This window comes from Aeromonas sp. MaB10011B (genome assembly GCF_017939325.1).
Lineage (GTDB): Bacteria > Pseudomonadota > Gammaproteobacteria > Enterobacterales > Aeromonadaceae > Aeromonas > Aeromonas caviae.
Genome location: NZ_JAGKRK010000082.1, coordinates 21,663 through 46,711 on the forward strand (window position 1 = coordinate 21,663; position 25,049 = coordinate 46,711).

Sequence of the window (25,049 nt, forward strand, 5' to 3'; positions counted from 1 at the left end):
CCTAATCCCCTGCGACCGTGACGCTGAAGCATTCCAACCGGCAGTAGGCAATGAAGTTGCTTTGCCAGATATCGAACAACTCCCGCGCTTCGGCCAGCCGCAGCGGTCCCCAGCCCAACATGGTGTGTTCCCCATCGAGGAAGTTGAAATCGAGCTCTTTGCAGAGCTCAGCATCCTGGGCGAGCCCTTGGTAGCTGAAGTCGGTGACGTAATCGAACAGCCAGCCATCGAGCCCGCGGATCAGGCGGATCTCGACCGGGTGCACGCCGCCTTGCTCGGCGCTGTAGCCGGTATTGCGAAAGTTGAAGGTCAGTTGGGTTAAGCGCTCAAGATTGAGCTCGGTTTTAGCGACTTCCTGGTTAAGCTGAACCAGCAATGCTTGTGTTACGGGCAGGGCAAAGCCGTCCCGGAAAAAGGGAATGGTCATGGTGTACTCCTTGTGGGGGTTAATCTTGGCCGAACAGCTCGCGCATTTTTTTGGCCACACGGGCACGGATCTGGGCGTCAATAAAGGCGGTAATGCTGGCGAGCGCCGCACTGAGTACCGCGATGTCATCGGTGAGCCCCATCGGTAACACGTCCGGGATCGCATCGATCGGTGAGATAAAGTAAGCCAGCGCACTGTAGATCAGCAGTTTGGCCCAAAGCGGCAGGTCATCCTTCTGGCTGGTGTAGTAGAGCAACAGGCTGGTCTCGATAAAGTGCCGACCGGCACGTTTGGCAAAGGCCAAGAGTTTGTGCCAAAAGCCTGGGTGATCGAACGGCTCGCATTCAGGGGGAATGCAGGGGGGCATAGTGCGTCTCCTTCACGGGTGGGTGAATTGCAGAAATAAAAAGAGAAGGCAAATGCCTCCTCTTGGATGGGAATGGATGTGATCTATTGGTCCCACATCAAGCAGTCAAACTCGGGGGTATTAGTGGCGGGCAGTACAGCGGCTACCTCTTGGGTCGGCAGTGCCAGCTGCTTGCCGTCCGCCGTTAAAATGCGGATCGACTTGGCCTTGCGTAGCTTGCCCCACATGTCGAAGAAATTGTTCTCACCGACACGGGATTCTGTCTCATAGGGCGCATCGTATTGGCTGCCATCGACGATGATGGAGAAAGCCTGCCCAGCATAAGAGCCGTACTCCTTGCCCTGTACCGTGGCCGTCATGCTGACCTTTCGGGTGTCATTGCAGGCGATATAGAGGTTGTTTTGCTCGTTGACCACCGCCGTGTATTCACTGGTACCCTGACCCCAGCCGCTGCTCCAGCGTCCGGCCTCGCCATAGGCTAGGGCGTTGTTGCATAGCAGGATGGCCGTCAACGTGATCCAACATTTGTTCATGGTTAACTCTCCTTATCCAACGTAGTAACCCAACACATTTTGTAAAAAGCCACCTGCCGCGATGTAGCCCACCACTCCCCCGATGAGCTGGGGGCCAACTTTCCAAAACAGCTTCTTCTTGAACATCTCCTGTGCGCCGTCAGCAAACAGCATGTTTGGTTGGGTGAAGCGGCGGAACAATTCCCCTCCCATCAGGCCAAGTGAGGTAAACAGCGAGCCAAAGACAAAGTGCCAGATATGGCCCCAGAATCCGAGCTGTGGGGAGCTACAGGTCCAGAGTGAATAAATGGTGACGACGAGAAAAAAGAGGGAGGCAATAACGGGATAACGAGCCATGTACTTTTCCTTATGTAACAGAGTAATAGTAACAATGGCAGTCGCCCTAACCGCTCGCGTAAAAGCGCTTTACCCGAGATGGGAGGGGATGCCACAAACGAGGATTGATGTTTGTTGTCGGTGAGTCGGTCAGCGTAGCGATCATCGATTTACGGCCAATCACAACCAAATTAGTTGATACTCGCCTTTTTGAGTCCTTATCGTCAATGAGTCCATGGTCAACCATACGGGTTGACTGGAGGAACCATGACAGATATCAACCTTGAGCTGTTAGCCAAGAGCGTTGGCAAGGCGATTAGCCACAAGCGTACTCAAGCCGGATTCACGCAAGAGCATGTGGCTGAATACCTCAATATCGGGATGGAGGCCGTCTCTCGAATGGAGCGAGGGATTGTGGTGCCGACCGTGGTGCGGCTGGCGGAGCTCGCTCAACTGTTTGGTTGTGAGCTGGCGGACTTTCTGCGCGAGACCAGTAACCGCCCGACCGAGCAGGGCATTGTGCTGAGCCAGCAACTGGCCCGGCTCGATGATGCTGACCGAACCCTGTTGCTGGAAACGGTAGAACGGTTGGTGGAGCGGTTGGCCCGTTCCCGCTGATCATCCACCATTCACTGGGGAGGGGATGGGGTCCCTTTCCCCAATTTGTTGGTGAGTGGACTCCTTCTTGGTTGTGGTCTCTGTGGCGTTCTGGTTGCTTGGCTTTGTGGTGCGTTATGCGAGGCAGTCGCCTCCACACTAGCGTTGCCATTCGTCGTCTCTTCGGTGTTGGCTTCGGGATAGAACTCCTCCAGCAACATCGGCACCTCTTCATCGATATCCTCAAACTGGCCGTTACGCAGCAACTCACGAGCGGCTTGCTCCATCTGGTCGATGGCGAGCCCCGCCTTCTGGTCACGCTGGGCCGCCTCCTGTGCCAGCGTGACCGCTTCAGTCAGGTTGGTCTCTTCCCGCAAGGTCAAATCTACGTAGTAGACCGGTGTGCGGTAGGACTGGGTAGTGCTCTTGGCCCGCAACCGCAGGGTGAGCGGCAGATAGCGGGTATGACCCCCGCTCACTGCCTCCAGGTATTTCAGTCGCGCCGCCAGGGTGCGTACCGAGTTGTAGCCGGTGGTGCGGAAGATAAAGCTACCCAGCTCATCCCCTTGCCCCTCCACAAACAGGTTCAGTCGTCCGTACAGCTTGCAGCCCTGTTGCCCTGCAAAGGCGCAGCGCTCTGGTCCAGGGCAGCTGACCTCCTCCATGCCTTGCGCCCCCACACGTCTCGCCACCTCCCCATTCCCGACACAGAGCGGCCTGCCGGTTTGCCGGTCAAAGGCGCTGTATTCCGCCCGCAGATTCAAGTCGCTGTCGTTGAACAGCACCCGCACTGGAATGGCGCGGATCTTGGTTTGCTCCTGACCTTGGCCACTCTTTTGCGATGAGTAGTGTTGATGCAGGGGATGGAGCAACCATCCCCCCTTTTGCTGTACCTGGGTGGTGAGGGTGAAGCTGTCGTCTTTCTCCGGTACCCACTTATCCTGTTTTTGCACCAGCTTGCCGATGCAGATCCGCCCGATCACGGGCGGGGTAATCGCCAGTCCTTTGATCATGGTGTTTGCCTCAAGGGTTGAATGGTGAAACGGCGCACGCCGGGCACCGGTTTGACGTAACGGGTGAGCAGGTCGGGATGATCCTGACCGAGCTTTTCGAGATCCGGTGCTAGCCGGTCTTTGCTGCGCTTCCAAGTGATCTTGCCGTTGGCAAACAGCCCGGCAGTGGCTTCACCTAAGGTCGCTTGCAGCCGCTGTTTGAGTTGTGACTCCTGCAGCTCGACGGCTTCCTTTTGCTGACGCAAGCGCAACAGATCCCCAAATAGTTGATTGAACTCGGGGGAATCGGAGAGATCCACAGTCTGGCCATCATCGCGGGGGAAGAGCCAGCTCAGAGCATTGGCAGCATCACTGGAGCCGTCAGGCTCGGGCTGCTGGTCTTGTTGCACCATTTGCCAGAACTGCGCTTCCCGCTCGGTGAGATCCTGGATCTTCTCTTCGTCACGCTCGATGCGGTAAATCCGAAAATCCTGGCCGCCGATCAGCACTGCCACCTCAGCCCAGGCATGGCCGGTAACCGCTAATTGATGCAGTACCTGACACTGATAAGCCACCGGCACACCTTCCTCCCACTGGGGGGCGCTGTGATAGCTGGCGGTCTTGATCTCCAGAATGCCCGGCCCATCGGGATGGCCGACTACCTCCCGATCGAGGTTGGCGAGCATGAAGGGTTGCTCGGGGTGTTGCAGCACAGCATTGACCCGTCGCACACGAAAGCCGGTGCGTTTGGCATAGACCTGCGCTAACACAGGCTCCAGCTCAATGCCCCACAGCACGGCTTCCTTGTGTGAGATATCCTCCGGCTCCTTGCGACCGGTCTTCTCCAGCCAGAGGCTGAGCGGGCATTTGTAGGGGGAGAGCCCCACTGCGACGGCGGCATCGGAGGAACCAATGCCGAGTTTACGGATAGCGAGCCACTGCTCGCGGGTTAATTGAGTAGTAGAGGCTAGCCGCAGGGCTTGGCCATATTTGGCTTTTGCTTTCATGACTATTCCTTGTTGACGGCATAAATGGCTACGCCCGGATTGGCTTGCGCCAGTCCGGGTGAGGTCGTTATGCGATTTGAATGGGGAAGCGTAATTACTGCAGCAGAGTGAGTGCCTGATTCAGGGCTTGGGATTTGAGTTGGGCCCCCTGACCAAACCAGGCGGAGTCGAGCCGGTGATCTTGGCTGCGGGCACGGCGGTGGTGATCCACGTATTCCGTTACCGCATTGACCAGCCCCCAGGCGGTATTGCGGGAGCTGACAAGTTCTGAGCCCATGCCTGCGCCCTGATAGAGCTCATGCAGCCGTTGTACCGGCTTGGTGAGGATGATGTTCTCCTCATCCAGCGGTTGCGCCAACAGGTCGCTGAAAAAGCGCAGTGCCTCTTCGGGGGCCACGGGCCGCTGTGCCAGCGCCTTGGTCTGCGCCTTAAATTCATCCCAATGAGAGAGCCCCAGCCCGAGCGACTCTTTGACGACAGCTGCATCGAACTGAGTAGAGTGGGGCACCTTGATGGCACCGGTAGCGCCGCGCAGTGCCATCTGTAGGGTGTTGTTGCAGACTACCCGCAGCGAGGTGAACTGCGCCGTGGTGCAGAGCGTGCCGTCGCAGCTGGTCGCCAGCAGCAAATAGGACTTTACCAAGTCATTGCCTTTGAGCTTTAGGTCCTGACCTGTTTTAGCCAGAGCCCACAGCTTGCGGCCGCCTTTAAGCGAGCCTGCTGTTTCCAGCTCAAAGCCACCGGCTTCTACCAGATCTTGATAGAAATGCAGCACCTCGTGAGGCTGTACCACGTTGTAGCGACTTGAGACCACCGATAGGGGGGCGAGGGTATCGGAGCGATACAGCACCTTGCTGTCGCTGTAGGGGCGGATATGCAGTGCATCGGAGGCGACGTTAAACATCACGTCGCTCTGCTCGATGGTCCAATCCATCCCGGCTGCCTGTAGCCAGATATCGAGAGATTGTTGCGGGGGCAAGACATTGCCAAGGCCATGCCAAGGGGTTTGGCCAGTGTAGGCCATGGTGTCGATCAGGTGAGCCATATCTCCTCCAGGAATTGTGAAATGCAAACATTCAGCCTGCTAACTCATGGAGGTGATGTAGGTTTGAGATCTGTTTGAATTGGATTCTTTTCGATAGTGTTTCGTATTTGGTGTGAGTTGCGTTCTTTTGGGTTCGCAGTATGGAAGAAATTGATAAGGCATTTGGAGGGGGAGCATAGAGATGAAGAAAGACCCATGTGTTGTCAGATGGGTCTTTTTATGAGAGCAATGATTTAACCTAGCACTGCGCAGTGTGTACGCAAATGTGTACTCAGTTCATTTTTTTCTGCATTGACGCTGTATAAATACTTGATTTTTAAGTAAATATTTTAATTACACGTTGAACAGGAAGTTCATGATATCGCCATCCTTGACGATGTAGTCTTTCCCTTCCGCGCGCATCTTGCCTGCTTCCTTGGCGCCTTGCTCACCCTTGTAGGTGATAAAGTCGTCGAAGGCGATGGTCTGGGCGCGAATAAAGCCTTTTTCGAAGTCGGTGTGGATCTTGCCCGCGGCCTGCGGGGCGGTGGCACCTACGGGAATGGTCCAGGCGCGCACTTCTTTCACACCGGCGGTGAAGTAGGTCTGCAACTTGAGCAGCTCGTATCCGGAGCGGATCACCCGGTTCAGGCCCGGCTCCTCGATGCCCAGATCCGCCATGAACTCGGCGCGGTCTTCGTCGTCCAGCTCGGCGATGTCCGCCTCGATGGCGCAGCAGACGACCACGACAACGGCGTTCTCGGCGGCGGCTATCTCACGGACCTGATCCAGATAGGGATTGTTCTCGAAGCCATCTTCCGCCACGTTGGCGATGTACATGGTGGGTTTGAGGGTCAGGAAGTTGAGGTGGCTGACGGCGTCCAGCTCATCCTTGTCCAGCTTCATGCCGCGGATCATCTGGCCGTTTTCCAGGGCAACCTTGATCTTCTCCAGCACTTCCACTTCCAGCTTGGCATCCTTGTCGCCGCCCTTGGCACGCTTGGACTGGCGATTGATGGCGCGCTCGCAGGCATCCAGGTCGGAGAGGGCCAGCTCGGTGTTGATCACCTCGATGTCGTCGGCCGGGGAGACCTTGCCCGCTACGTGGACGATGTTCTCGTCCTCGAAGCAGCGCACCACGTGACCGATGGCTTCGGTTTCACGGATGTTAGCCAGGAACTGGTTGCCAAGGCCTTCGCCCTTGGAGGCACCGGCCACCAGGCCGGCGATGTCCACGAACTCCATGGTGGTCGGCACGACACGCTGCGGATTGATGATGGCCGCCAGCTGGTCGAGGCGGGGATCCGGCATGGGGACCACACCCGTGTTCGGCTCAATGGTGCAGAACGGGAAGTTGGCGGCTTCGATGCCGGCCTTGGTCAGCGCATTGAACAGGGTGGATTTGCCTACATTGGGCAGGCCCACGATACCGCATTTAAAACCCATGGATTGTTACCTTACGTGATGGATGCTTCAAGGGGCCGCGCGGGCGGCCCGTGTCGTGTTGCTTGACCCCGAGGCGAGGGATCTCGCCAGGGGCCGGTCATCTTGAACTGCCTGGCGATGCAGGCTGAAGGCCTAGACTTTCTCGGCCTTGAAACTGTGCAGGCGATTCATGGCCTTCGTCATGTCCTGCTTGAACAGGATGTCGGTGGCGCGCAGGGATTCGTCCAGCGCGGCCTCGATCAGACTCTGCTCACTGCTGGGCGCCTTGGTCAGCACGAAGCCGGCGACCAGCTCCTTGGCGCCCGGATGGCCGATGCCAAGGCGCAGCCGGAAGAAGTTATTGTTGTTGCCCATCCTGGCGATGATGTCCTTGAGGCCGTTATGGCCGCCGTGACCGCCCCCTTGCTTGAACTTGGCGATGCCGGGAGGCAGGTCCAGCTCGTCGTGGGCCACCAGGATCTCCTCCGGGGCGATCTGGTAGAAGCGCGCGAGCGCCGCCACGGCCTTGCCGGAGAGATTCATGTAGGTGTTCGGGATGAGCAGCCGCACATCCTGCCCGTCCACCAGGAAGCGGGCGGTGTGGCCGAAGAACTTGGGCTCTTCGCGCAGGCTGACATTGTGCCAGCGTGCCAGTTGCTCCACATACCAGGCGCCCGCATTGTGGCGGGTCTTGGCATATTCGGGGCCGGGATTACCCAGCCCGACAATCAGTTTGATTTGACTTGTCACGCTTGATGTCTTCACTCGCTACTTGCCATGGGCGGATGACCCGGGGCAATGGGACGCAATATTCTAGCCGCCGAGTGGCGATCACTCAACCAAAGTGCGGCAAGGTCGGGGAAAAGCCGGACAGAAGGGCTCGGGTGGGGTGGCTCGTCCGAGGTTTTCGTCTCTTGCCGAGTGGAGGCTGGCGGCTGGCGCCAGGCACCCAAAAAACAAAAACCGCCATTCGGCGGTTTTTGTCACAACAGGGTCTATCAATGCTCGAACATGGCAGAGATGGACTCTTCGTTGCTGATGCGGCGAATCGCTTCGGCCAGCACGGAGGAGAGGGTCAGCTGCTTGACCTTGCCGACTGCCTTCATCTCCGGGGTGAGCGGGATGGAGTCGGTGATGATCAGCTCGTCGATGACCGAATTCTTGATGTTTTCAACGGCGGTGCCGGAGAAGACAGGGTGGGTCGCATAGGCGAATACGCGCTTGGCACCACGCTCTTTCAGCGCTTCGGCCGCTTTGCACAGGGTGCCGCCGGTGTCGATCATGTCGTCGACGATGACGCAGTCACGACCGGCCACGTCGCCGATCAGGTGCATGACCTGGGAGACGTTCGGACGGGGACGACGCTTGTCGATGATGGCGATGTCGGTGTCGTCCAGCAGCTTGGCGATGGCACGGGCACGGACCACGCCGCCGATGTCCGGTGACACGACCACGGGGGATTCGAGGTTCTTGGCCTTCATGTCTTCCAGCAGCACCGGGCTGCCGAACACGTTGTCGACGGGGACGTCGAAGAAGCCCTGGATCTGCTCGGCATGCAGGTCGACGGTCAGCACACGGTCCACACCCACGCTGGAGAGGAAGTCGGCGACGACCTTGGCGGTGATGGGCACACGGGCGGAGCGGACGCGGCGGTCCTGACGGGCATAACCAAAGTAGGGGATAACGGCAGTGATACGGCCAGCTGAAGCACGACGCAGTGCATCCACCATGACGATCAATTCCATCAAATTGTCGTTGGTCGGGGCACAGGTGGATTGAATGATGAAGATATCGCCACCGCGTACATTCTCGTTGATCTGTACGCTGATCTCGCCGTCGCTAAAGCGACCTACGGCAGCATTGCCGAGTTTGATAAACAGGCGATCTGCGATCTTCTGGGCTAGTTCCGGCGTTGCGTTACCAGCAAACAGCTTCATGTCAGGCACGGTTTGAAACCTCGGGGTTGCATCCAGTATGTGGGGAGTCTGATTTTAGACCCGTATCGTTTGGGGGCAAACGATTTAGCAAGATGACGGACAAGGTCTCTGGGCGATGTCGAGGATGGCGTCTCATCACCCGCAGGGTGGGTGGACGGGAATCCACCTTGAGCGCCATCGCGTCAGATTGGCCCAAGACACATCGACGAGGTCAACACCTCCCGATGCGGCCTCAACAAGGAGAGAGTTGGCTGGGGTACTAGGATTCGAACCTAGGAATGGCGAGATCAAAACCCGCTGCCTTACCGCTTGGCGATACCCCAATCACTCACTTGTTGCAAAGTGACGAAGAGTGGTGATATGTTCTCGCCCTTGGCGACAAACCCATCCCAGCCTTCCGGCACTCTTGCCAACACCTTCCGAGCAGCCATTTCGTCTTCAAATCGAGCAAAGACGCAGGCGCCAGTGCCCGTCATTCTTGACGGCGCGTATTCTAGCAACCAGCCGAGCGCATTGGCAACCTCGGGGTGGCGCTTTTTCACCAGCAGTTCGCAATCGTTTTTCCACTCTCCTGCCAGCAGATTGTCCAGGGTCATCTTGGGGGTGTTGCGGGGCAGGTCGGGATCCTGGAACACGGCGGCGGTGGCCACATGGCAATCGGGCTTGAGTACCAGGTACCAGGCATCCGGCACCTCGATCTGTTGCAACCGCTCCCCCACGCCCTCGGCGAAGGCGGCCTTACCCCGCACGAACACCGGCACGTCGGCGCCCAGCTGCACGCCGAGCTCGGCCAGCTCGTCTTCACTCAAGCCGGCTTGCCAGAGGTGGTTCAAGGCCACTAGGGTGGTGGCCGCGTCCGACGAGCCGCCCCCGATGCCGCCTCCCATGGGCAGTACCTTCTCCAGCCGGATATGGGCTCCCTGCGGACTGGCCAACCGGTTCTGCAACAGTCGCGCAGCCCGGATGATAAGGTTTTGTTCATCGGGCACGCTGGGAATGGCCGGGCTCAAGGTGAGCTGGTCGCTGCCGGGGATCGGCTCGAATTCGAGCCAGTCGCCGTGATTGAGGAAGATGAAGAGGGTCTGCAGTTCGTGGTAGCCATCGAGGCGGCGGCCGTTGACGTGCAGGAAGAGGTTCAGCTTGGCCGGGGCGGGCCAGCGGATCGGCGCCGGGTCGTGCATCATGGTGCCAGGGTCCACTCGTTGATCTGCAGCTTGAGACGGCTCTCCTGCCCGGTCATGGTGAGCAGGTGGGGCAGGCGATAGCCGTCCTGATCCCGATAGTCCCCGTAGACGATCTGCCACTGGCCGTCGCGCACGCTGGCGAGGCTGGCATCGGGGTTGAGCTCGAATTCGGCCTGCCCCGGCAATCCCTTGATCCACTCAGGCAGCCCGGCCACCGGAATGTGCCAGCCGGTGAGCTGATAGACCAGGAGCTCGGCATCCTGGCTCTGGTGCTGTTTTCCGTCGTTGTCGAGCAGAGTCACCTCGCCGCCGGTGCGGGAGAGTTCCAGAATATGGGTGCCGATGAGGCTGGTGAGGTTGAGGCGATAGTCATCGCCGTTTTGCTGCCAGTTGAGGCGGGCGCTGCCCTTCTGGCGGGCGGTGATGATGGCCATCTTGCCCGACAACTGCCAGTGTGTGAGGCGTTCGAGGCGGGCGCGCTCCTGCTGCCAGTTGACCTGATCCCGCTGGGGTTGGGTGGTGGTACAGCCCGCCAGCACCAGCAGGCAGGCGAGGGAGAAGATACGCAACAACAAGGTGGAGCTCCGCAGATGAGGTTTGCGACAGTATAAGGGGCGGCCGTATTGCTTTTAAAGACTTACCCTTTCTCGTACAATTGTCGGCCTCTACACCCTGTGCATGAAACGATCATCACCCACCCATGAGTCTGCTTGCCCTCGGAATCAACCACAACACCGCCAGTGTCGCCTTGCGGGAGCGGGTCGCCTTTGGCCCGGACCGCATCGATCGTGCCCTGCGTGAGCTGGTGGAGCAGCCTGGCGTCAGCGAGGCGGTGATCGTCTCCACCTGCAACCGCACCGAGCTCTATTGCAGCCTGGAGCAGGGGCAGGGGGAGCAGGTGCTGAACTGGTTGCAGCGGTTCCACGCGCTGGAGGCGAGCGAGGTGCTCTCCGCCATCTACCGGCACCAGGACGAGGAAGCGGTGCGACACCTGATGCGGGTGGCCTGTGGCCTCGACTCCCTGGTGCTCGGGGAGCCGCAGATCCTGGGGCAGATCAAGCAATCCTACGCCCACGCCCAGCAGGCGGATGCGGTGAAAGGATCCCTGGAGCGCCTGTTCCAGAAATCCTTCTCGGTGGCCAAACGGGTGCGCACTGACACCGAGATCGGCGCCAGCGCGGTGTCGGTGGCCTTCGCCGCCGTGAGCCTGGCCCGCCGTATCTTCTCCGATCTCTCCCAGACCAAGGTGCTGCTGGTGGGCGCCGGCGAAACCATCGAACTGGTGGCCCGCCACCTGCGCGAGCAGAGCGTGACCCGGATGATGGTGGCGAACCGCACCCTGCAACGGGCTCAGTTGCTGGCAGAGGAGTTCGGTGCCCAGGTAATGACCCTGGAGGAGATCCCGGACTACCTGCACGAGGCGGACATCGTCATCAGCTCCACGGCAAGCCCCCTGCCCATCATCGGCAAGGGCATGGTGGAGCGGGCGCTCAAGGCGCGTCGCTTCAAGCCCATGTTCCTGGTGGACATCGCCGTGCCCCGCGACATCGAAGCCGAGGTGGACGAGCTCTCCGATGCCTATCTCTACACGGTGGACGATCTGCAGGGCATCATCGAGCAGAACCTGGAGACCCGCAAGCGGGCGGCCGCCGAGGCGGAACTCATCGTGCAGGAAGAGCGCGACGAGTTCATGGGTTGGTATCGCAGCCAGCACTCGGTGGATCTCATTCGCGATTATCGCCATCAGTCACAGCAGGTCGCCGACGAAGAGTTGCAGCGGGCCCTGCTGGCCCTGCAACAGGGTGAAAATGCCGAGCAGGCGCTCAAGGCCATGGCCCATCGCCTCACCAACAAGCTGATCCACGCACCGACCCAGGCCCTGCGCCAGGCCGCCGCCCAGGGGGACAGCCACAAGCTGGCCCAACTGCGTCAGGTGCTGGGATTGTCACAAGAATCATAGTGTTGGGACGGCCCTTTGCCGTCCCGTCCTCCATCGAGAATCCAAGAGTCATGAACCCCTCATTGATCAGAAAGCTGGAAGGCCTCATCGAGCGCCATGAAGAAGTACAGGCCCTGCTCGGGGAGCCCGGGGTCGCCTCGGATCAGGACAGATACCGCGCCCTGACCCGGGAATACGCCCAGCTGGAAGATATCGTTCACGCCTTCCAGCGTTTCCGCCAGGCCGAAGAGAACCTCGAGACCACCCGGCTGATGCTGGAGGAAGAGGATGCCGAGCTGCGGGAGATGGCGCAGGAGGAACTGCCGCTCGCCAAGGCGACCTTCGAGGAGCAGGAGCAGGCGCTTCAGGTGATGCTGTTGCCGCGCGACCCCAAGGATGACAACAACTGCTATCTGGAGATCCGCGCCGGTGCCGGTGGCGACGAAGCGGCCATTTTCGCGGGGGATCTGTTCCGCATGTACTCCCGCTACGCCGAGCGTCAGGGGTGGCGTGTCTCCATCGTCAGCTGCAATGACGGCGAACACGGTGGCTACAAGGAGGTGATCGCCAAGGTGGATGGTGAGCACGTCTACGGCCGCCTCAAGTTCGAGTCCGGCGGCCACCGGGTGCAGCGAGTCCCCGAGACCGAATCCCAGGGCCGGGTGCACACCTCCGCCTGTACCGTGGCCGTGCTGCCGGAAGTGCCGGAAGCCGAGCAGGTGGAGATCAACCCCTCCGAGCTGAAAATCGACACCTTCCGCGCCTCCGGTGCCGGCGGCCAGCACGTCAACAAGACCGACTCCGCCATCCGCATCACCCACCTGCCCACCGGGCTGGTGGTGGAGTGCCAGGACGAGCGCTCCCAGCACAAGAACCGCGCCAAGGCGATGTCGGTGCTCTCCGCCCGCCTGCAGGCGGCCGAGGACGAACGCCACCGCGCCGCCGAGCAGAGTACCCGCCGCAACCTGGTGGGCTCCGGGGATCGCTCCGAGCGCATCCGCACCTACAACTATCCCCAGGGGCGTCTCTCCGAGCACCGGATCAACCTCACCCTCTATCGTCTGGGCGACATCCTGGAAGGGGATCTGGACTGCGTGATCACCCCCCTGGTGCAGGAGTATCAGGCGGATCAGCTCGCCTCCCTGGCCGAGAGCAACTGATGCAGATCCAGCAGGCCCGTGCCCATATCATGGCGACCCTGGCCTCCGGGGAATCCCCCCGTGCCGACGCCGATGCCCTGCTCTGTCATCTGCTGGATTGCCGGCGCAGCTATCTGATGACCTGGCCGGAGCACGAGCTCGATGCCGCCCAGCAGGCGACCCTGGCGGGCTGGCTTGCCCGTCGCCTCAATGGTGAGCCCATTGCCCATCTCATTGGTGAGCGGGAGTTCTGGTCGCTGCCGCTGAAAGTGAGCCCGGCCACCCTGATCCCGCGCCCCGATACCGAGGTGCTGGTGGAACAGGCGCTGGCCCGCCTGCCGGGCGGCCCCTGCGCCCTGCTGGATCTGGGCACGGGCACCGGTGCCATCGCCCTTGCGCTCAAGTCTGAGCGACCGGATGCCGATGTATGGGCTGTGGACAGGATGCCGGCCGCGGCCGCGTTGGCCCGCACCAACAGCGCCGCCCTGGGGTTGCCCATCGAAGTGCGCGACGGCAGCTGGTTTGCGCCGCTCTCGGATGCACCGCGCTTTGCGATGATCGTCTCCAACCCGCCCTATATCGACGGGACGGACCCCCATCTTCACGAGGGGGACGTGCGTTTCGAGCCGCGCTCCGCCCTGGTGGCGGAGGAGCAGGGGCTGGCGGATATCCGCCTCATCGTCACCCAGGCGCCCGCCCATCTGGTGCCTGGTGGCTGGCTGTTGCTGGAACACGGCTGGGATCAGGGGGAGGCGGTGCGTCAACTCCTGCTGCAACAAGGCTACGTCCAGGTGGAAACTGTGCGCGATTACGGCGATAACGAGCGGGTGACCCTGGGGCGCCTGGCTCAGTGATATGACGGGCGGGCCCGGTCTGCCCCTGTTCAAGGAAATCTTATGTATGTTGTTCTCAAGCATCTGCACCTCACCCTGATTGCCGGGGCCGTGCTGATGTTTATCCTGCGCTTTTACTGGTTGCAGACCGGCTCCGCGCTGGCAGGGGGCGCCCGCACCCTCAAGATCAGCGGCTGGCTCAACGGCCTGGTGGTGCTCTCCGGTGTGCTGCTCTGCATGGTGCTGGGTCTCAACCCCCTCAACAACGCCATCCCCTGGCTGGCCGAGAAGCTGACGTCCATCCTGGTGGTGGCGTTTCTGGCCATGATGGCGCTGCGCCTGGCCCGCAGCAACGGCATCCGCTGGTTTGCCTTCCTGGGCGCACTGGGGTGGATCTTCTTTATCGCCAAGCTTGCGGTGCAAAAGCAGGCCAGCCTGTTCGGCTAGGAAGGATGACGATGATACGTGTGGATGAGTGGACCGACTTCGAGGCTCACGATCTGGCCGAGCTGGCGCTGTCGGTGAGCGACGAGATCCGGGGCCATGGCGGCACGGGAGAGGCCGAGCTTGCCCGCCTCGATGCCTGGCTGGACGAGACGATTGCCGAGGGAGACTGCGACGAGGTGCGCCGTCAGCTGTTGCAGGGTTTCTACCAGACCCTGGGATTTCGTGGCGACTGGCAGGATTACTTCTCGTCCGCCAACTGCGATCTGGACCAGGTGCTGGCAAGGCGCAAGGGGATCCCGGTCAGTCTCGGCATCCTCCTCATCCAGCTGGGTCGCAAGATAGGGCTGGATGTGGAGGGGATCTGCTTCCCCGGCCATTTCCTCCTGAGTTTTGCCGGTCTGGACGGGGAGGTCTATGTGGACCCCTTCAACGGTGATGAACTGAGCCGGCACCGCATCGAACTGCTGCTGCGCGGTGCCCTCGGGAACCTGGCGAGTCTGAGCGATGATCATCTGCAGCCATCGGGGCAGTGGGAGATCATCGAGCGCTTGCTCAATGTCAGCAAGGGCGCCCTGCTGCGCGAGGAGCGCATGACGGAGGCGCTGCGCTGCAGCGAGCTGCTGCTGCGCATGAAGCCCGGCGATCCGCTGGAGACGCGGGATCGGGGCTTCATCTATGAGCAACTCGATTGCCCGCGCTTTGCCGCCGACGATTTCGAATACTTTATTGAACAATGCCCTGATGATCCCGTGGCCGATGTGCTGAAAACCCAGCTGGCCACCCTGGACCTCAGTCCCAAACCCCTCCATTAAGGATCCCTGAGATGGAACAGAAGAATATCAAGGTCAACCAGATCGACGTCGCCAACGACAAACCTTTCGTGCTGTTCGGCGGCATGAACGTGCTGGAATCCCGCGACATGGCGATGGCGGTGTGCGAGAAGTACGTGGAAGTGACCAGCAAGCTCGGCATCCCGTTCGTGTTCAAGGCGAGCTGGGACAAGGCCAACCGCTCCTCCATCCACTCCTATCGCGGCCCGGGTCTGGAAGAGGGGATGAAGATCTTCCAGGAGCTGAAAGCGACCTTCGGCATGCCGGTGATCTCCGATCTGCATGAGCCCCATCAGGCCAAACCGGTCGCCGAGGTGGTCGACGTCATCCAGCTGCCCGCCTTCCTGGCGCGCCAGACCGATCTGGTGGAGGCCATGGCCCGCACCGGCAACGTCATCAACATCAAGAAGCCGCAATTCCTGAGCCCAAGCCAGATGAAGAACATCACCGACAAGTTCGAGGAGTGTGGCAACGATCGCCTGATCCTCTGCGAGCGCGGTGCCAACTTCGGCTATGACAACCTGGTGGTGGACATGCTGGGTCTGGGCGTCATGAAGAAGAGCACCGGTGGCTATCCGGTCATCTTTGACGTCACCCACTCCCTGCAGTGCCGTGATCCCCTGGGAGCGGCCTCCGGCGGTCGCCGCGAGCAGGTGACCGAGCTGGCCCGTGCCGGCATGGCGGTGGGCCTCGCCGGTCTCTTTATCGAATCCCACCCGGATCCGAAAATTGCCCGCTGCGACGGCCCGAGCGCTCTGCCGCTGGAGAAGCTGGAAGGCTTCCTCAAGCAGATGAAGGCCATCGACGATCTCGTCAAGGGCTTCGAGCCCCTCGATACCTCCGCCTGATCGCGATTTTTACTATCAAAAATGCCCCGCCATGCGGGGCATTTTTATTTCCGTCATTTTCATTTGGTGCTCTTCGGCGTCCATTGCGACCATGTTTCTGTGGTGTTAATGATGTTAAATATATTGTGTGATTGATGTCTCTTATTTGCTTCTTATGACATGCAAAAGTAGCGATCGTCAGGATGGTAAAAAGGTATGAAGCGGGTGAGATAACCCTATTTCTCGCCGCAGACTGCTGCATGCGTTATTTGCTGTCAGTGGAGTCACACTTATTAACAGGACGTTGAGCATGCACAAGAAAATTGTCAGTAGCCTCTATTTTCAGGTGATATTGGCAATCACCATCGGAATATGTCTGGGACATGTCTATCCGAGTCTGGGCGCAGATATGAAACCCCTTGGTGATGGCTTCGTTAAATTAATCAAGATGATCATCGCCTCCGTCATTTTCTGTACCGTGGTCACCGGCATTGCCGGCATGGAAAGCATGAAGGCGGTGGGCAAAACCGGTGCCATTGCGCTGATCTATTTTGAAGTGGTGAGCACCCTGGCCCTGATCATCGGTCTGTGCGTGGTCAACGTGCTGCAGCCGGGGGCCGGTATGAACGTGGATCCCTCATCACTCGACGCCAGCGCCATCTCCGTCTATGCGGATCAGGCCCAGTCCCAGGGGATAATTCCCTTCCTGCTGGATGTGATACCGGCTAGCGTCATCGGTGCCTTTGCCGGCGGCAATATACTCCAGGTGTTGCTGTTTGCCGTCCTGTTCGGATTTGCCCTGCATCATATCGGGGAGAAGGGAAAACCCATCTTCAATATCATCGATGGTTTCTCTCAGGTTATTTTCGGCATCATCAACATGATCATGAAACTGGCGCCGATCGGGGCATTTGGTGCCATGGCATTCACCATAGGGAAATACGGTATTGGTTCTTTGGTTCAGCTGGGGAAATTAATTGCTAGCTTCTATCTGACCTGCCTGCTGTTTATTTTTCTGGTGCTCGGCAGTATCGCCAAAGCCAATGGCTTCAGCATTGTGCGCTTTATTGCCTATATCCGGGAAGAGCTGTTGATCGTGCTCGGAACATCCTCGTCGGAATCCGTATTGCCGCGTATGCTGGTGAAAATGGAGGCGCTGGGCTGCAAGAAATCGGTGGTGGGTCTGGTGATCCCGACCGGTTACTCATTCAACCTGGACGGCACCTCCATCTATCTGACCATGGCAGCCGTCTTCATCGCCCAGGCAACCAACACCCCGCTGGACCTGTTCCATCAGCTCACCCTGCTGGTGGTGCTGCTTATCTCCTCCAAGGGTGCGGCCGGAGTCACGGGGAGTGGCTTCATCGTGCTGGCAGCCACCATCTCGGCGGTAGGGCATCTGCCGCTGGCCGGGCTGGCGCTGATCCTCGGGATTGATCGCTTCATGTCGGAGGCGCGCGCCCTGACCAACCTCATCGGCAACGGGGTGGCGACCCTGGTGGTGGCCCGTTACTGCGATCAGCTCGACGAGGCCACCATGCAGGACGCCCTGGCGAAACCCGTGGTGGCAAGGCCGGTGGACCTGCGAAGCTGACCCAGGTTCCGGCGGCGATCATCACCCATGAAAAAACGGCCCGAGGGGGCCGTTTTTTTATCTCTTTACGCAGGGCGCCTTACAGGCTCTGGGTGAAGGTGCGGGTTACCACGTCACGCTGCTGCTCCGGGGTCAGGGCGTTGAAACGCACGGCGTAACCGGAGACGCGGATGGTGAGCTGCGGGTATTTTTCCGGGTTGGCGATGGCGTCTTCCAGGGTTTCGCGGCGCAGTACGTTGACGTTCAGGTGCTGACCCCCTTCGACCACAGGCTCTTGCTGAACCGGCAGTTCACGGTATTCGAATTGACCCAGGTCGGAGAGGCTGACTTCCTGATCGGCGGCAAAGCTGTCGCCCTTGGCGCAGATGCAGCGAGCCTGTTGTTTCTCTTCGTCCAGCAGCCAGAAAGAGTTCAGCAGAGCGGCGTTGGCGGACTGGGTGATTTGGATGCCCTTGATCATGGTATGACTCCTCATAGGAAAGCGGATTCAACGGTAAGCACATTACCCTGATGTTTTTAAACCACCTCTTGGAAGGAATGATTTAACGGGGCCTTGCCTTACACCTTTACTTCGTTGGGGCCATATATACCACGACGGTAATATTGCGAAAATTGATCCAAATCAATAAAGCCCCATTTTGCGTGCATTGAAAGGGATTAAATCATTGAGTTGAATCAAAAACAGATCATTTTTCTGTTTTTGTAAGATATATGAATTATGCATTTTTTATTATTCATATCTAGTAATTTAACTACACCTTTAGGGTTTATTTCTGGTGTCAGCGAAAACCGGCCTGCCCATGAGGCCTGTCCGAGGATGCCCTGTTATTCCTGTGTCGACGCAGCACCGGTCATTGCCCGTGAACGCCGCCGCCACTTCCCAGGCTGGCAAGGCTGAGCCTGACCTCCATGCGGTTGCGTCTTGGGGGCGAGGACCCTATCCTGAGCCCCTTGCTCTATTGACCGAGGAGATAGCGGTGCCAAGCTGGACAGAAGGCGGGGAGTGGGGAGAGGGAGAGGCTGGCATGGCAGCCAGGATGGAAGGAGTGGATTCGCAACGAGAGGAGACGGGTGTGCTGACCTGGAAAGATGTGATTGGTTCGGAGAAAGAGCAGGCGTATTTCATGGACACCCTGGCCACCGTCAGGGCTGAGCGGGAGGCGGGCAAGGTGATCTATCCCCCGGCGACCGAGGTATTCAATGCCTTCAAACTGACCGAGCTGGATGACGTCAAGGTGGTGATTCTGGGGCAGGATCCCTATCACGGCCCGGACCAGGCGCACGGCCTCTGTTTCTCCGTCTTGCCCGGAGTGCGCACGCCGCCGTCCCTCGTCAACATCTACAAGGAGATGCAGCGGGATCTGCCGGGTTTTGTCACACCCAATCACGGATTCCTGGAATCCTGGGCCAGACAGGGAGTGCTGCTGCTCAATACGGTGCTGACGGTCCAGGCGGGCATGGCGCACTCTCACGCCCACCTGGGGTGGGAGACCTTTACCGATCGGGTCATCGAGCGGATCAATGCCCATTGCCAGGGAGTCGTCTTCCTGCTGTGGGGCGCTCATGCCCAGAAGAAAGGGCGCTTCATCGACCGGTCGCGCCACCATGTGCTGAGCGCCCCCCATCCCAGCCCGCTCTCTGCCCATCGCGGTTTCATCGGTTGCGGCCACTTCTCCGAGGCCAATCGCCTGCTGGTCCAGCAAGGACGCAGTCCCATCGACTGGCTCTCGGTCTGCGCCGATCCGGCGGCCTGACGCCGTGCATGCACAGGGGAAATGGTGTCCCCTGTGCCTCCTGTGGTGAGAGGCTGGTGCAGCCGCTGTCTGCATCCGACTTGATTGAGTGCAAAGTTCAGGCAATAAATGACCGTATACTCGAGACAGACGTTTTCTCATTTCAGTGCAAGGAGTGCCCATGTTATCCAGTCTGCATAAGGACCACCTCAACATCACCCGGTTGCTGACGCTGCTCAAGCAAAAGCTGGCGGCCATTCGCAATGAGCAGCCGGTCAGCTACTTCCTGCTGCGGGATGTGGTGGATTATCTGCGCGAGGTATCTGACAAGTACCACCACCCGAAGGAAGACATGATTTATGACTACTACCTGAAATACAGGGTGGTGGAGGGGGAAGTGGCCAACCGGCTGCACGAGGAGCACGCCCGTCTGCTGGATGCAGGGACCGAGCTCAAGGAGATGGTGGAGATGATCCTGATGGATGCGGTCATCCCGCTGGATCAGTTCGTGGCCTGTCTGGAGCAGTTCATCGAGCAGCAGGAGGCGCACATGAACTATGAGGAAGGGGTCATCTTCCCCCATCTGCGCGACTCCCTGACCGAGGATGACTGGCGTCATCTCGAACAGCTCTGGCAGAACCGGGCCATCAATGATCCCCTATTCGGGGCGGAGGTGAGCCAGCACTTCCAGGCGCTGGCCAAACAGCTCTCGCTGCCTGCAGCCTGACAGGATCACCCATAAAAACAGCGCCCCGGTCAATCCGGGGCGCTGTTTTTATGGCTCCACTCGCTGGAGTGAAACATGGGCGACGTGGGCGTATCAGAGCTCCAGGTCGTCCGATCCTTCATAGGCGATGTCGATGGCCTGCAGCTCCTTTTGCAGGCGGTGCTTGTCTTTAAGCGCCTCAATCTCACGCCATTTGCGTTTTTTTCCCGTTGTCCCGCGGCTACGTGAACCCAGCTCAACGACCTCGTCAAAATCGAAGTTGAACATGTCCATGGCTCCCTCCTTGGTTTTATGGTTTTCACCATCCGTATAACACGACGCCTTTGAAAATAAAACGTTTTTATGACGAAGTTGTGACAACCGGAAACAGGCACAAAAAAACCGGGCTGCCCTTTCGGGAGCCCGGTTTTTGCAGCGCCACTTCGCTCTGTGAGAGCCGTGTGGCGAGCGGCCTTACAGGTGGCTTGCCAGCATGGTTTCCAGCTTGCCCTGGTCGATGGCGAACAGGCGGATGCCTTCCCCCAGCTTCTCGACGGCCATGGCGTCCTGGTTCAGCTCCCAGCGGAATTCGGCTTCAGTCATCGGGGCCGGTTTGGCTGTGCGCTCGCCGGTGTAGTCCAGTTTGCGCACCACGGTGCCTTCGGCCTTGCTCAGCTCTTCCAGCAAAGCGGGGCCAATGGTCAGGCGGTCGCAGCCGGCCAGTTCCAGGATTTCGCCGGTGTTGCGGAAGCTCGCGCCCATGACCACGGTCGGGTAGTCGTGCTGCTTGTAGTAGTTGTAGATGGCGGTGACGGAGACCACGCCCGGATCTTCACTAGCGGTGTAGTCACGGCCGTTCTTGGCCTTGTACCAGTCGAGGATGCGGCCCACGAAGGGGGAGATGAGGAAGGCGCCGGCTTCGGCACAGGCACGAGCCTGGGCGAAGGAGAACAGCAGGGTCAGGTTGCACTGGATACCCTCTTTCTCCAGCACCTCGGCGGCACGGATCCCTTCCCAGGTGGAGGCCAGCTTGATCAGGATGCGATCATTGCTGATGCCGGCTTCGTTGTAGAGGCGGATCAGCTTGCGGGCCTTGGCGATGCTGGCGTCGGTGTCGAAGGAGAGGCGGGCGTCCACTTCGGTGGAGATGCGGCCCGGGACGATTTTCAGCACTTCGAGGCCGATGTTGACCGCCAGCTTGTCGCCTGCGTCGATGATTTGCTGTGCCTTGTCCTGGCTCTGGGATTTGGCCCAGGCAATGGCGTCCTGGATCAGGGCTGCGTACTCGGGGATCTCGGAGGCCTTGAGTACCAGAGAGGGGTTGGTGGTGGCATCGATGGGCTGGTAGCGCTTGATGGCTTCGATGTCGCCGGTATCGGCAACCACTGTGGTCAGGGCTTTCAGCTGGGTCAATTTATCGGCCATGGCAAATATCATCTCTTTATGAGGGAGCAATCCCAGGGTGGCGGGCATGAGACGGCAGTTCTGAAATTAAATTACAAGATCCCGGCGGCTCAGGCTCAGAAAGGGGCGATGGGCAGGCCCCATCGTCATTGCCTGCCTAATTAATACGGATGTGGCGCATCCTGCAATAGGGGGGCTTGTATGCGAATCAGCCAGGTGGTGAAAGCGGTACCGGCTGTCGGGTGAAAGTGTTTGATAATAAACGAGTTTTATTCATGGTGTGGCGGCTGGCTCCGACATGGAAAAGCGCAATTATTTTGGTGGATTCATGAATTTGTGCGGGAGGTCACATAAATAGTTCTGTCAGCTACTTGAAATTTAATTACGTGTAAAACGTTTTGCGTTACAACCCCTTGCCGATGAGGCATGAGAGGCAAACGCTTGTCTCCCTGGTTTTGCTTCACTCAGCGGTTTTTACCCCCATGGGATGAGTTGTAAAATGGTTCTCTATTGGCTCTAATTTGTGAGGGGCTGGGTTGCACATCAATTTTTGTTGATTTATTGCGTGCTAAATGAAGCTTTTTTGCATCAAATTGCTCGTTTTTTGTCTCCCCAGTGAGCCCTGTCACTATTCTGAATTCCCTCGCTATGCTAGATTCCGCCCCTTCGGCGCAATGCTGGTTCGGAAATTGACAGAGAGCGGTCAGCGCAGACTGGCCATGGATGTGATAACAACGAGAGAATTATGGACACCTTGATTGCAATGATTAACGACCTGATGTGGGGAGCCGTGCTCATTTACCTGCTGATCGGGGTCGGTATCTTCTTTACCTTCCGCCTGGGCTTTATCCAGATCCGCCACTTCGGCCACATGTTCTCGGTCCTGCGCAACAGTCGCAAATCCGACAGCGCCGGCATCTCCTCCTTCCAGGCTCTGTGTACCAGCCTGGCGGCCCGTGTCGGGACGGGCAATCTGGCCGGTGTGGCCGTCGCCATCTATCTGGGTGGCCCTGGCGCCGTCTTCTGGATGTGGCTGATCGCCTTCATCGGCATGGCCACCGCCTTCGTGGAGAGCACCCTGGCCCAGCTCTACAAGGTCAAGGATGAGGATGGCAACTACCGGGGTGGCCCCGCCTACTACATGGAGCGCGGCCTCGGCATGCGCTGGATGGGGGTGGTCTTCTCCCTCTGCCTGCTGCTGGCCTTCGGTCTGGTGTTCAACGCGGTGCAGGCCAACTCCATCAGCTTGGCCATGAACGTCGCCTTCGGCATCCCTGACTGGGTGAGCGGTCTGGCCCTGGTGGTGCTCTCCGGTCTCATCATCTTCGGCGGCATTCGCGGGATCGCCCGCTTTGCCGAGCTGGTGGTGCCCTTTATGGCGATCGCCTATATCCTGATGGCGCTGTTCGTGGTGTTCATGAACATCAGCGAGCTGCCGAGTATCTTCGCCCTCATCATCAAGTCTGCGTTCGGCATCGAGCAGGCAGGTTCCGGCGCCATGGGCTATGCCATCTCCCAGGCGATGATCAACGGCATCAAGCGCGGCCTCTTCTCCAACGAGGCGGGCATGGGCTCTGCCCCCAACGCTGCCGCCACTGCCACCCCCTATCCGCCGCACCCGGCCTCCCAGGGTTATGTGCAGATGCTGGGTGTCTTCCTCGATACCATCGTCATCTGTACCTGTACTGCTGCCATCATCCTGATGTCCGGCCAGTTCGAGCCGGGTTCCGGCGTGACCGGTGTCGAGCTGACCCAGCGCGCGCTCTCCTCCCAGGTGGGCGGCGGTGGCAACATCTTCATCGCAGCGGCCATCTTCTTCTTCGCCTTCACCTCCATCGTGGCGAACTACTCCTATGCGGAGACCAACCTGGTGTTCCTCGAGCACAACCACAAGGGTGGCCTGATGCTGTTCCGGATGTTCGTGCTGGGCATGGTGATGTTCGGATCCGTGGGCGAACTGCCGACCGTGTGGGCCCTGGCGGATGTCTCCATGGGGCTGATGGCCATCGTCAACCTGGTGGCCATCCTGCTGCTCTCCGGCGTCGCCATCAAGCTGGCCAAGGACTACAACGACCAGCTCAAGGTGGGCCGCGTGCCGACCTTCGATGCCAACAAATACCCCGAGCTGCGCAGCCAGCTGGAAGAGGGGATCTGGGACAACCCGGGCAAGAAATAAGCCCGCGTTGCAAGGTGATTGAAGGGGAGCCATGGCTCCCCTTTTTCATGGGTAAAAAGAGGGGGTGGCTTCACACAGACTTCACAGAGCCTCATCGGCAGCACACCTCGCGGGACTATGCTGGGCTCATCACTCGCCGCCATGGCGATACCTTGCTAATGACAGTCAGGAGACATGCAATGCAACAACGACAATCCATCCTGTGGGGCGCTCTGGCCACCCTGATGTGGGCCGGTCTGGCTCATGCCGGTGACAAGGCGGCGACCGATCCCCTGCGCCCCGTGGTGGATGCCAGCATCCGGCCGCTGCTCAAGGAGCACAGGATCCCGGGCATGGCGGTGGCCGTGCTCAAGGATGGCAAGGCCCACTATTTCAACTACGGTGTGGCCGATCGGGAGCGCGCGGTCGGTGTCAGCGAGCAGACCCTGTTCGAGATAGGCTCCGTGAGCAAGACCCTGACCGCGACGCTGGGGGCCTACGCCGTGGTGCAGGGGGGCTTCGAGCTCGATGACAAGGCGAGTCTGTTCGCCCCCTGGCTCAAGGGATCCGCCTTTGACAACATCACCATGGGGGAGCTGGCTACCTACAGCGCGGGCGGCTTGCCGCTGCAATTCCCCGAGGAGGTGGATTCGCTCGAGAAGATGCAGGCCTACTACCGCCAGTGGACCCCAGCCTACTCGCCGGGTTCCCATCGCCAGTACGCCAACCCCAGCATCGGGCTCTTTGGCTATCTGGCGGCGAGCAGCATGAAGCAGCCGTTCGATCGCCTGATGGAGCAGACGATCCTGCCGGGGCTTGGCCTGTACCATACCTACCTCACTGTGCCCGAGCAGGCCATGGGGCACTACGCCTACGGCTACTCGAAGGAGGACAAGCCCATCCGCGTCACTCCCGGCATGCTGGCGGACGAGGCCTACGGCATCAAGACCAGCTCGGCGGATCTGCTGCGCTTTGTGAAGGCGAACATCAGCGGGGTGGATAATGCGGCCATGCAGCAGGCCATCGACCTGACTCACCAGGGCCAGTATGCGGTGGGGGAGATGACCCAGGGACTGGGCTGGGAGCGTTACGCCTATCCCGTCAGCGAGCAGACGCTGCTGGCGGGCAACTCCCCGGCGATGATTTACAATGCCAACCCGGCGGCGCCCGCGCCCGCTGCAACAGGGCACCCTGTGCTCTTCAACAAGACCGGCTCGACCAATGGCTTCGGGGCCTATGTGGCCTTCGTGCCGGCCAAAGGGATCGGCGTCGTCATGCTGGCCAATCGCAACTACCCCAACGAGGCGCGCATCAAGGCGGCCCACGCCATCCTGACGCAACTGGCCAGGTAATGGTGCGCCTTCGCTGAGCCTTGAGGGCACGTCGCATCGCGGCGTGCCCGTTACCTCGGACCCGACCCCTCAAGGGCGACCGGCAGGGGGCGGGTCGATGAGCATGCTAGTCCGGACCTCTCCTGCGGGAGATGTCCGGATTGGCATCCACCGAGTGCCATCTCGTCACTAGGCCCCGGCTGGCCGCCCGCTCTATAGTGCCCGGCATCTTCCTCTGCTTTTGCAGGATTGAGTTGTCAATCTCGCTGACAGCGCACCTGTGATGGTGAAACCTGCTGCTAT

The 25,049-nt window shown here is 59.6% G+C and carries 27 protein-coding genes and 1 tRNA gene; 12 read left to right on the top strand and 16 right to left on the bottom strand.

Annotation, left to right across the window (positions count from 1 at the left end; genetic code table 11):
• Position 1: 1 nt before the first annotated feature.
• The 4 genes from J9893_RS19305 to J9893_RS19320 form a co-directional block, all read right to left on the bottom strand.
• Positions 2-427, bottom strand: coding sequence for a DUF2787 domain-containing protein (locus tag J9893_RS19305; RefSeq protein WP_201922840.1), 426 nt, complete (start codon positions 425-427; stop codon positions 2-4).
• A 19-nt stretch (positions 428-446) separates the two neighbouring features.
• On the bottom strand, positions 447-794 hold the full coding sequence (locus tag J9893_RS19310; RefSeq protein WP_210601734.1) for a YkvA family protein: 348 nt from the start codon (positions 792-794) through the stop codon (positions 447-449).
• An 83-nt stretch (positions 795-877) separates the two neighbouring features.
• Positions 878-1,327, bottom strand: coding sequence for a hypothetical protein (locus tag J9893_RS19315; RefSeq protein WP_024945018.1), 450 nt, complete (start codon positions 1,325-1,327; stop codon positions 878-880).
• Between the two features lie 12 nt (positions 1,328-1,339).
• Positions 1,340-1,663, bottom strand: a complete 324-nt coding sequence (locus tag J9893_RS19320) for a hypothetical protein (protein ID WP_210601735.1) — start codon at positions 1,661-1,663, stop codon at positions 1,340-1,342.
• Between the two features lie 246 nt (positions 1,664-1,909).
• Between J9893_RS19320 and J9893_RS19325 the strand changes: the two genes are divergently transcribed.
• Positions 1,910-2,260: a helix-turn-helix transcriptional regulator gene (locus tag J9893_RS19325; protein WP_210601736.1), complete on the top strand. Its 351-nt coding sequence runs from the start codon at positions 1,910-1,912 to the stop codon at positions 2,258-2,260.
• Positions 2,261-2,271: 11 nt separating this feature from the next.
• Here the strand turns inward: J9893_RS19325 and J9893_RS19330 are convergent, their stop codons facing one another.
• From J9893_RS19330 to lolB, 9 genes are all read right to left on the bottom strand, one after another.
• Positions 2,272-3,252, bottom strand: a complete 981-nt coding sequence (locus tag J9893_RS19330) for a hypothetical protein (protein WP_210601737.1) — start codon at positions 3,250-3,252, stop codon at positions 2,272-2,274.
• Complete coding sequence (locus tag J9893_RS19335) at positions 3,249-4,238, bottom strand: lambda-exonuclease family protein (RefSeq protein WP_210601738.1); 990 nt, start codon at positions 4,236-4,238, stop codon at positions 3,249-3,251. Before J9893_RS19335 ends, J9893_RS19330 begins: the two co-directional genes overlap by 4 nt.
• Positions 4,239-4,332: 94 nt before the next feature.
• Entirely contained in the window at positions 4,333-5,283 is a 951-nt protein-coding gene (locus tag J9893_RS19340; protein ID WP_210601739.1) for a DUF932 domain-containing protein, read from the bottom strand.
• A 333-nt stretch (positions 5,284-5,616) separates the two neighbouring features.
• Positions 5,617-6,708 carry a redox-regulated ATPase YchF gene (gene ychF, locus J9893_RS19345; RefSeq protein WP_010673843.1) on the bottom strand — a complete coding sequence of 364 codons (1,092 nt, stop codon included), beginning with the start codon at positions 6,706-6,708 and terminating at the stop codon, positions 5,617-5,619.
• Between the two features lie 132 nt (positions 6,709-6,840).
• The gene (pth, locus tag J9893_RS19350) at positions 6,841-7,437 is read right to left on the bottom strand and encodes an aminoacyl-tRNA hydrolase (protein WP_041215615.1); all 597 of its coding nucleotides are present in this window, start codon (positions 7,435-7,437) and stop codon (positions 6,841-6,843) included.
• Between the two features lie 248 nt (positions 7,438-7,685).
• Complete coding sequence (locus tag J9893_RS19355; protein ID WP_010673845.1) at positions 7,686-8,633, bottom strand: ribose-phosphate pyrophosphokinase; 948 nt, start codon at positions 8,631-8,633, stop codon at positions 7,686-7,688.
• A 239-nt stretch (positions 8,634-8,872) separates the two neighbouring features.
• Positions 8,873-8,947: transfer RNA gene (locus tag J9893_RS19360), tRNA-Gln, on the bottom strand.
• Entirely contained in the window at positions 8,927-9,805 is an 879-nt protein-coding gene (gene ispE / locus J9893_RS19365; RefSeq protein ID WP_210601787.1) for a 4-(cytidine 5'-diphospho)-2-C-methyl-D-erythritol kinase, read from the bottom strand. Before ispE ends, J9893_RS19360 begins: the two co-directional genes overlap by 21 nt.
• The gene (gene lolB, locus J9893_RS19370; RefSeq protein ID WP_039039599.1) at positions 9,805-10,383 is read right to left on the bottom strand and encodes a lipoprotein insertase outer membrane protein LolB; all 579 of its coding nucleotides are present in this window, start codon (positions 10,381-10,383) and stop codon (positions 9,805-9,807) included. The genes ispE and lolB overlap by 1 nt, the downstream gene beginning before the upstream one ends.
• A gap of 125 nt (positions 10,384-10,508) precedes the next feature.
• Here lolB and hemA point away from each other — a divergent pair, with 125 nt between their 5' ends.
• From hemA to J9893_RS19405, 7 genes are all read left to right on the top strand, one after another.
• The gene (gene hemA / locus J9893_RS19375) at positions 10,509-11,768 is read left to right on the top strand and encodes a glutamyl-tRNA reductase (protein ID WP_041212583.1); all 1,260 of its coding nucleotides are present in this window, start codon (positions 10,509-10,511) and stop codon (positions 11,766-11,768) included.
• Positions 11,769-11,818: 50 nt separating this feature from the next.
• Positions 11,819-12,907: a peptide chain release factor 1 gene (gene prfA / locus J9893_RS19380; protein WP_048207166.1), complete on the top strand. Its 1,089-nt coding sequence runs from the start codon at positions 11,819-11,821 to the stop codon at positions 12,905-12,907.
• Entirely contained in the window at positions 12,907-13,740 is an 834-nt protein-coding gene (gene prmC / locus J9893_RS19385; protein WP_039039602.1) for a peptide chain release factor N(5)-glutamine methyltransferase, read from the top strand. The genes prfA and prmC overlap by 1 nt, the downstream gene beginning before the upstream one ends.
• A 42-nt stretch (positions 13,741-13,782) precedes the next feature.
• Complete coding sequence (locus J9893_RS19390) at positions 13,783-14,166, top strand: SirB2 family protein (RefSeq protein WP_039039603.1); 384 nt, start codon at positions 13,783-13,785, stop codon at positions 14,164-14,166.
• 11 nt (positions 14,167-14,177) lie between these two features.
• A complete protein-coding gene (locus tag J9893_RS19395) occupies positions 14,178-14,978 on the top strand; it encodes a tetratricopeptide repeat protein (protein WP_041212584.1) in 801 nt (266 codons plus the stop codon).
• 11 nt (positions 14,979-14,989) lie between these two features.
• Complete coding sequence (gene kdsA, locus J9893_RS19400; protein ID WP_039039605.1) at positions 14,990-15,844, top strand: 3-deoxy-8-phosphooctulonate synthase; 855 nt, start codon at positions 14,990-14,992, stop codon at positions 15,842-15,844.
• Positions 15,845-16,133: 289 nt separating this feature from the next.
• Positions 16,134-17,417 carry a dicarboxylate/amino acid:cation symporter gene (locus tag J9893_RS19405; protein WP_210601740.1) on the top strand — a complete coding sequence of 428 codons (1,284 nt, stop codon included), beginning with the start codon at positions 16,134-16,136 and terminating at the stop codon, positions 17,415-17,417.
• A 79-nt stretch (positions 17,418-17,496) separates the two neighbouring features.
• Here J9893_RS19405 and grcA read toward each other — a convergent pair whose 3' ends face one another.
• The gene (gene grcA / locus J9893_RS19410) at positions 17,497-17,877 is read right to left on the bottom strand and encodes an autonomous glycyl radical cofactor GrcA (protein WP_010673855.1); all 381 of its coding nucleotides are present in this window, start codon (positions 17,875-17,877) and stop codon (positions 17,497-17,499) included.
• 613 nt (positions 17,878-18,490) lie between these two features.
• On the opposite strand from grcA, the gene ung reads away from it, so the two are divergent.
• Positions 18,491-19,171 carry a uracil-DNA glycosylase gene (ung, locus tag J9893_RS19415; RefSeq protein ID WP_010673856.1) on the top strand — a complete coding sequence of 227 codons (681 nt, stop codon included), beginning with the start codon at positions 18,491-18,493 and terminating at the stop codon, positions 19,169-19,171.
• 160 nt (positions 19,172-19,331) lie between these two features.
• Positions 19,332-19,877 (top strand): hemerythrin domain-containing protein, encoded by a 546-nt coding sequence (locus J9893_RS19420; protein ID WP_010673857.1) that lies wholly within the window; start codon positions 19,332-19,334, stop codon positions 19,875-19,877.
• A gap of 93 nt (positions 19,878-19,970) precedes the next feature.
• Here J9893_RS19420 and J9893_RS19425 read toward each other — a convergent pair whose 3' ends face one another.
• Positions 19,971-20,150, bottom strand: coding sequence for a DUF3545 family protein (locus J9893_RS19425; RefSeq protein WP_010673858.1), 180 nt, complete (start codon positions 20,148-20,150; stop codon positions 19,971-19,973).
• Between the two features lie 180 nt (positions 20,151-20,330).
• Positions 20,331-21,281 carry a transaldolase gene (gene tal, locus J9893_RS19430; RefSeq protein WP_010673859.1) on the bottom strand — a complete coding sequence of 317 codons (951 nt, stop codon included), beginning with the start codon at positions 21,279-21,281 and terminating at the stop codon, positions 20,331-20,333.
• A gap of 724 nt (positions 21,282-22,005) precedes the next feature.
• On the opposite strand from tal, the gene J9893_RS19435 reads away from it, so the two are divergent.
• Positions 22,006-23,436, top strand: a complete 1,431-nt coding sequence (locus J9893_RS19435) for a sodium:alanine symporter family protein (RefSeq protein ID WP_041212589.1) — start codon at positions 22,006-22,008, stop codon at positions 23,434-23,436.
• A gap of 179 nt (positions 23,437-23,615) precedes the next feature.
• Positions 23,616-24,767 carry a CMY-1/MOX family class C beta-lactamase gene (blaMOX, locus tag J9893_RS19440; protein ID WP_143237218.1) on the top strand — a complete coding sequence of 384 codons (1,152 nt, stop codon included), beginning with the start codon at positions 23,616-23,618 and terminating at the stop codon, positions 24,765-24,767.
• Positions 24,768-25,049: the final 282 nt, after the last annotated feature.

Excerpts from the sequence above, each read along its gene's own strand:
- J9893_RS19315 (WP_024945018.1), bottom strand. The coding sequence starts at position 1,327 with ATGAACAAATGTTGGATCACGTTGACGGCCATCCTGCTATGCAACAAC.
- grcA (WP_010673855.1), bottom strand. The coding sequence starts at position 17,877 with ATGATCAAGGGCATCCAAATCACCCAGTCCGCCAACGCCGCTCTGCTG.
- J9893_RS19405 (WP_210601740.1), top strand. The coding sequence starts at position 16,134 with ATGCACAAGAAAATTGTCAGTAGCCTCTATTTTCAGGTGATATTGGCA.
- J9893_RS19305 (WP_201922840.1), bottom strand. The coding sequence starts at position 427 with ATGACCATTCCCTTTTTCCGGGACGGCTTTGCCCTGCCCGTAACACAA.
- J9893_RS19310 (WP_210601734.1), bottom strand. The coding sequence starts at position 794 with ATGCCCCCCTGCATTCCCCCTGAATGCGAGCCGTTCGATCACCCAGGC.
- J9893_RS19420 (WP_010673857.1), top strand. The coding sequence starts at position 19,332 with ATGTTATCCAGTCTGCATAAGGACCACCTCAACATCACCCGGTTGCTG.
- J9893_RS19320 (WP_210601735.1), bottom strand. The coding sequence starts at position 1,663 with ATGGCTCGTTATCCCGTTATTGCCTCCCTCTTTTTTCTCGTCGTCACC.
- J9893_RS19330 (WP_210601737.1), bottom strand. The coding sequence starts at position 3,252 with ATGATCAAAGGACTGGCGATTACCCCGCCCGTGATCGGGCGGATCTGC.
- J9893_RS19395 (WP_041212584.1), top strand. The coding sequence starts at position 14,178 with ATGATACGTGTGGATGAGTGGACCGACTTCGAGGCTCACGATCTGGCC.
- J9893_RS19435 (WP_041212589.1), top strand. The coding sequence starts at position 22,006 with ATGGACACCTTGATTGCAATGATTAACGACCTGATGTGGGGAGCCGTG.
- ispE (WP_210601787.1), bottom strand. The coding sequence starts at position 9,805 with ATGCACGACCCGGCGCCGATCCGCTGGCCCGCCCCGGCCAAGCTGAAC.
- hemA (WP_041212583.1), top strand. The coding sequence starts at position 10,509 with ATGAGTCTGCTTGCCCTCGGAATCAACCACAACACCGCCAGTGTCGCC.
- tal (WP_010673859.1), bottom strand. The coding sequence starts at position 21,281 with ATGGCCGATAAATTGACCCAGCTGAAAGCCCTGACCACAGTGGTTGCC.
- J9893_RS19340 (WP_210601739.1), bottom strand. The coding sequence starts at position 5,283 with ATGGCTCACCTGATCGACACCATGGCCTACACTGGCCAAACCCCTTGG.
- prfA (WP_048207166.1), top strand. The coding sequence starts at position 11,819 with ATGAACCCCTCATTGATCAGAAAGCTGGAAGGCCTCATCGAGCGCCAT.
- kdsA (WP_039039605.1), top strand. The coding sequence starts at position 14,990 with ATGGAACAGAAGAATATCAAGGTCAACCAGATCGACGTCGCCAACGAC.
- ychF (WP_010673843.1), bottom strand. The coding sequence starts at position 6,708 with ATGGGTTTTAAATGCGGTATCGTGGGCCTGCCCAATGTAGGCAAATCC.
- J9893_RS19325 (WP_210601736.1), top strand. The coding sequence starts at position 1,910 with ATGACAGATATCAACCTTGAGCTGTTAGCCAAGAGCGTTGGCAAGGCG.
- J9893_RS19390 (WP_039039603.1), top strand. The coding sequence starts at position 13,783 with ATGTATGTTGTTCTCAAGCATCTGCACCTCACCCTGATTGCCGGGGCC.
- J9893_RS19425 (WP_010673858.1), bottom strand. The coding sequence starts at position 20,150 with ATGGACATGTTCAACTTCGATTTTGACGAGGTCGTTGAGCTGGGTTCA.
- blaMOX (WP_143237218.1), top strand. The coding sequence starts at position 23,616 with ATGCAACAACGACAATCCATCCTGTGGGGCGCTCTGGCCACCCTGATG.
- prmC (WP_039039602.1), top strand. The coding sequence starts at position 12,907 with ATGCAGATCCAGCAGGCCCGTGCCCATATCATGGCGACCCTGGCCTCC.
- J9893_RS19335 (WP_210601738.1), bottom strand. The coding sequence starts at position 4,238 with ATGAAAGCAAAAGCCAAATATGGCCAAGCCCTGCGGCTAGCCTCTACT.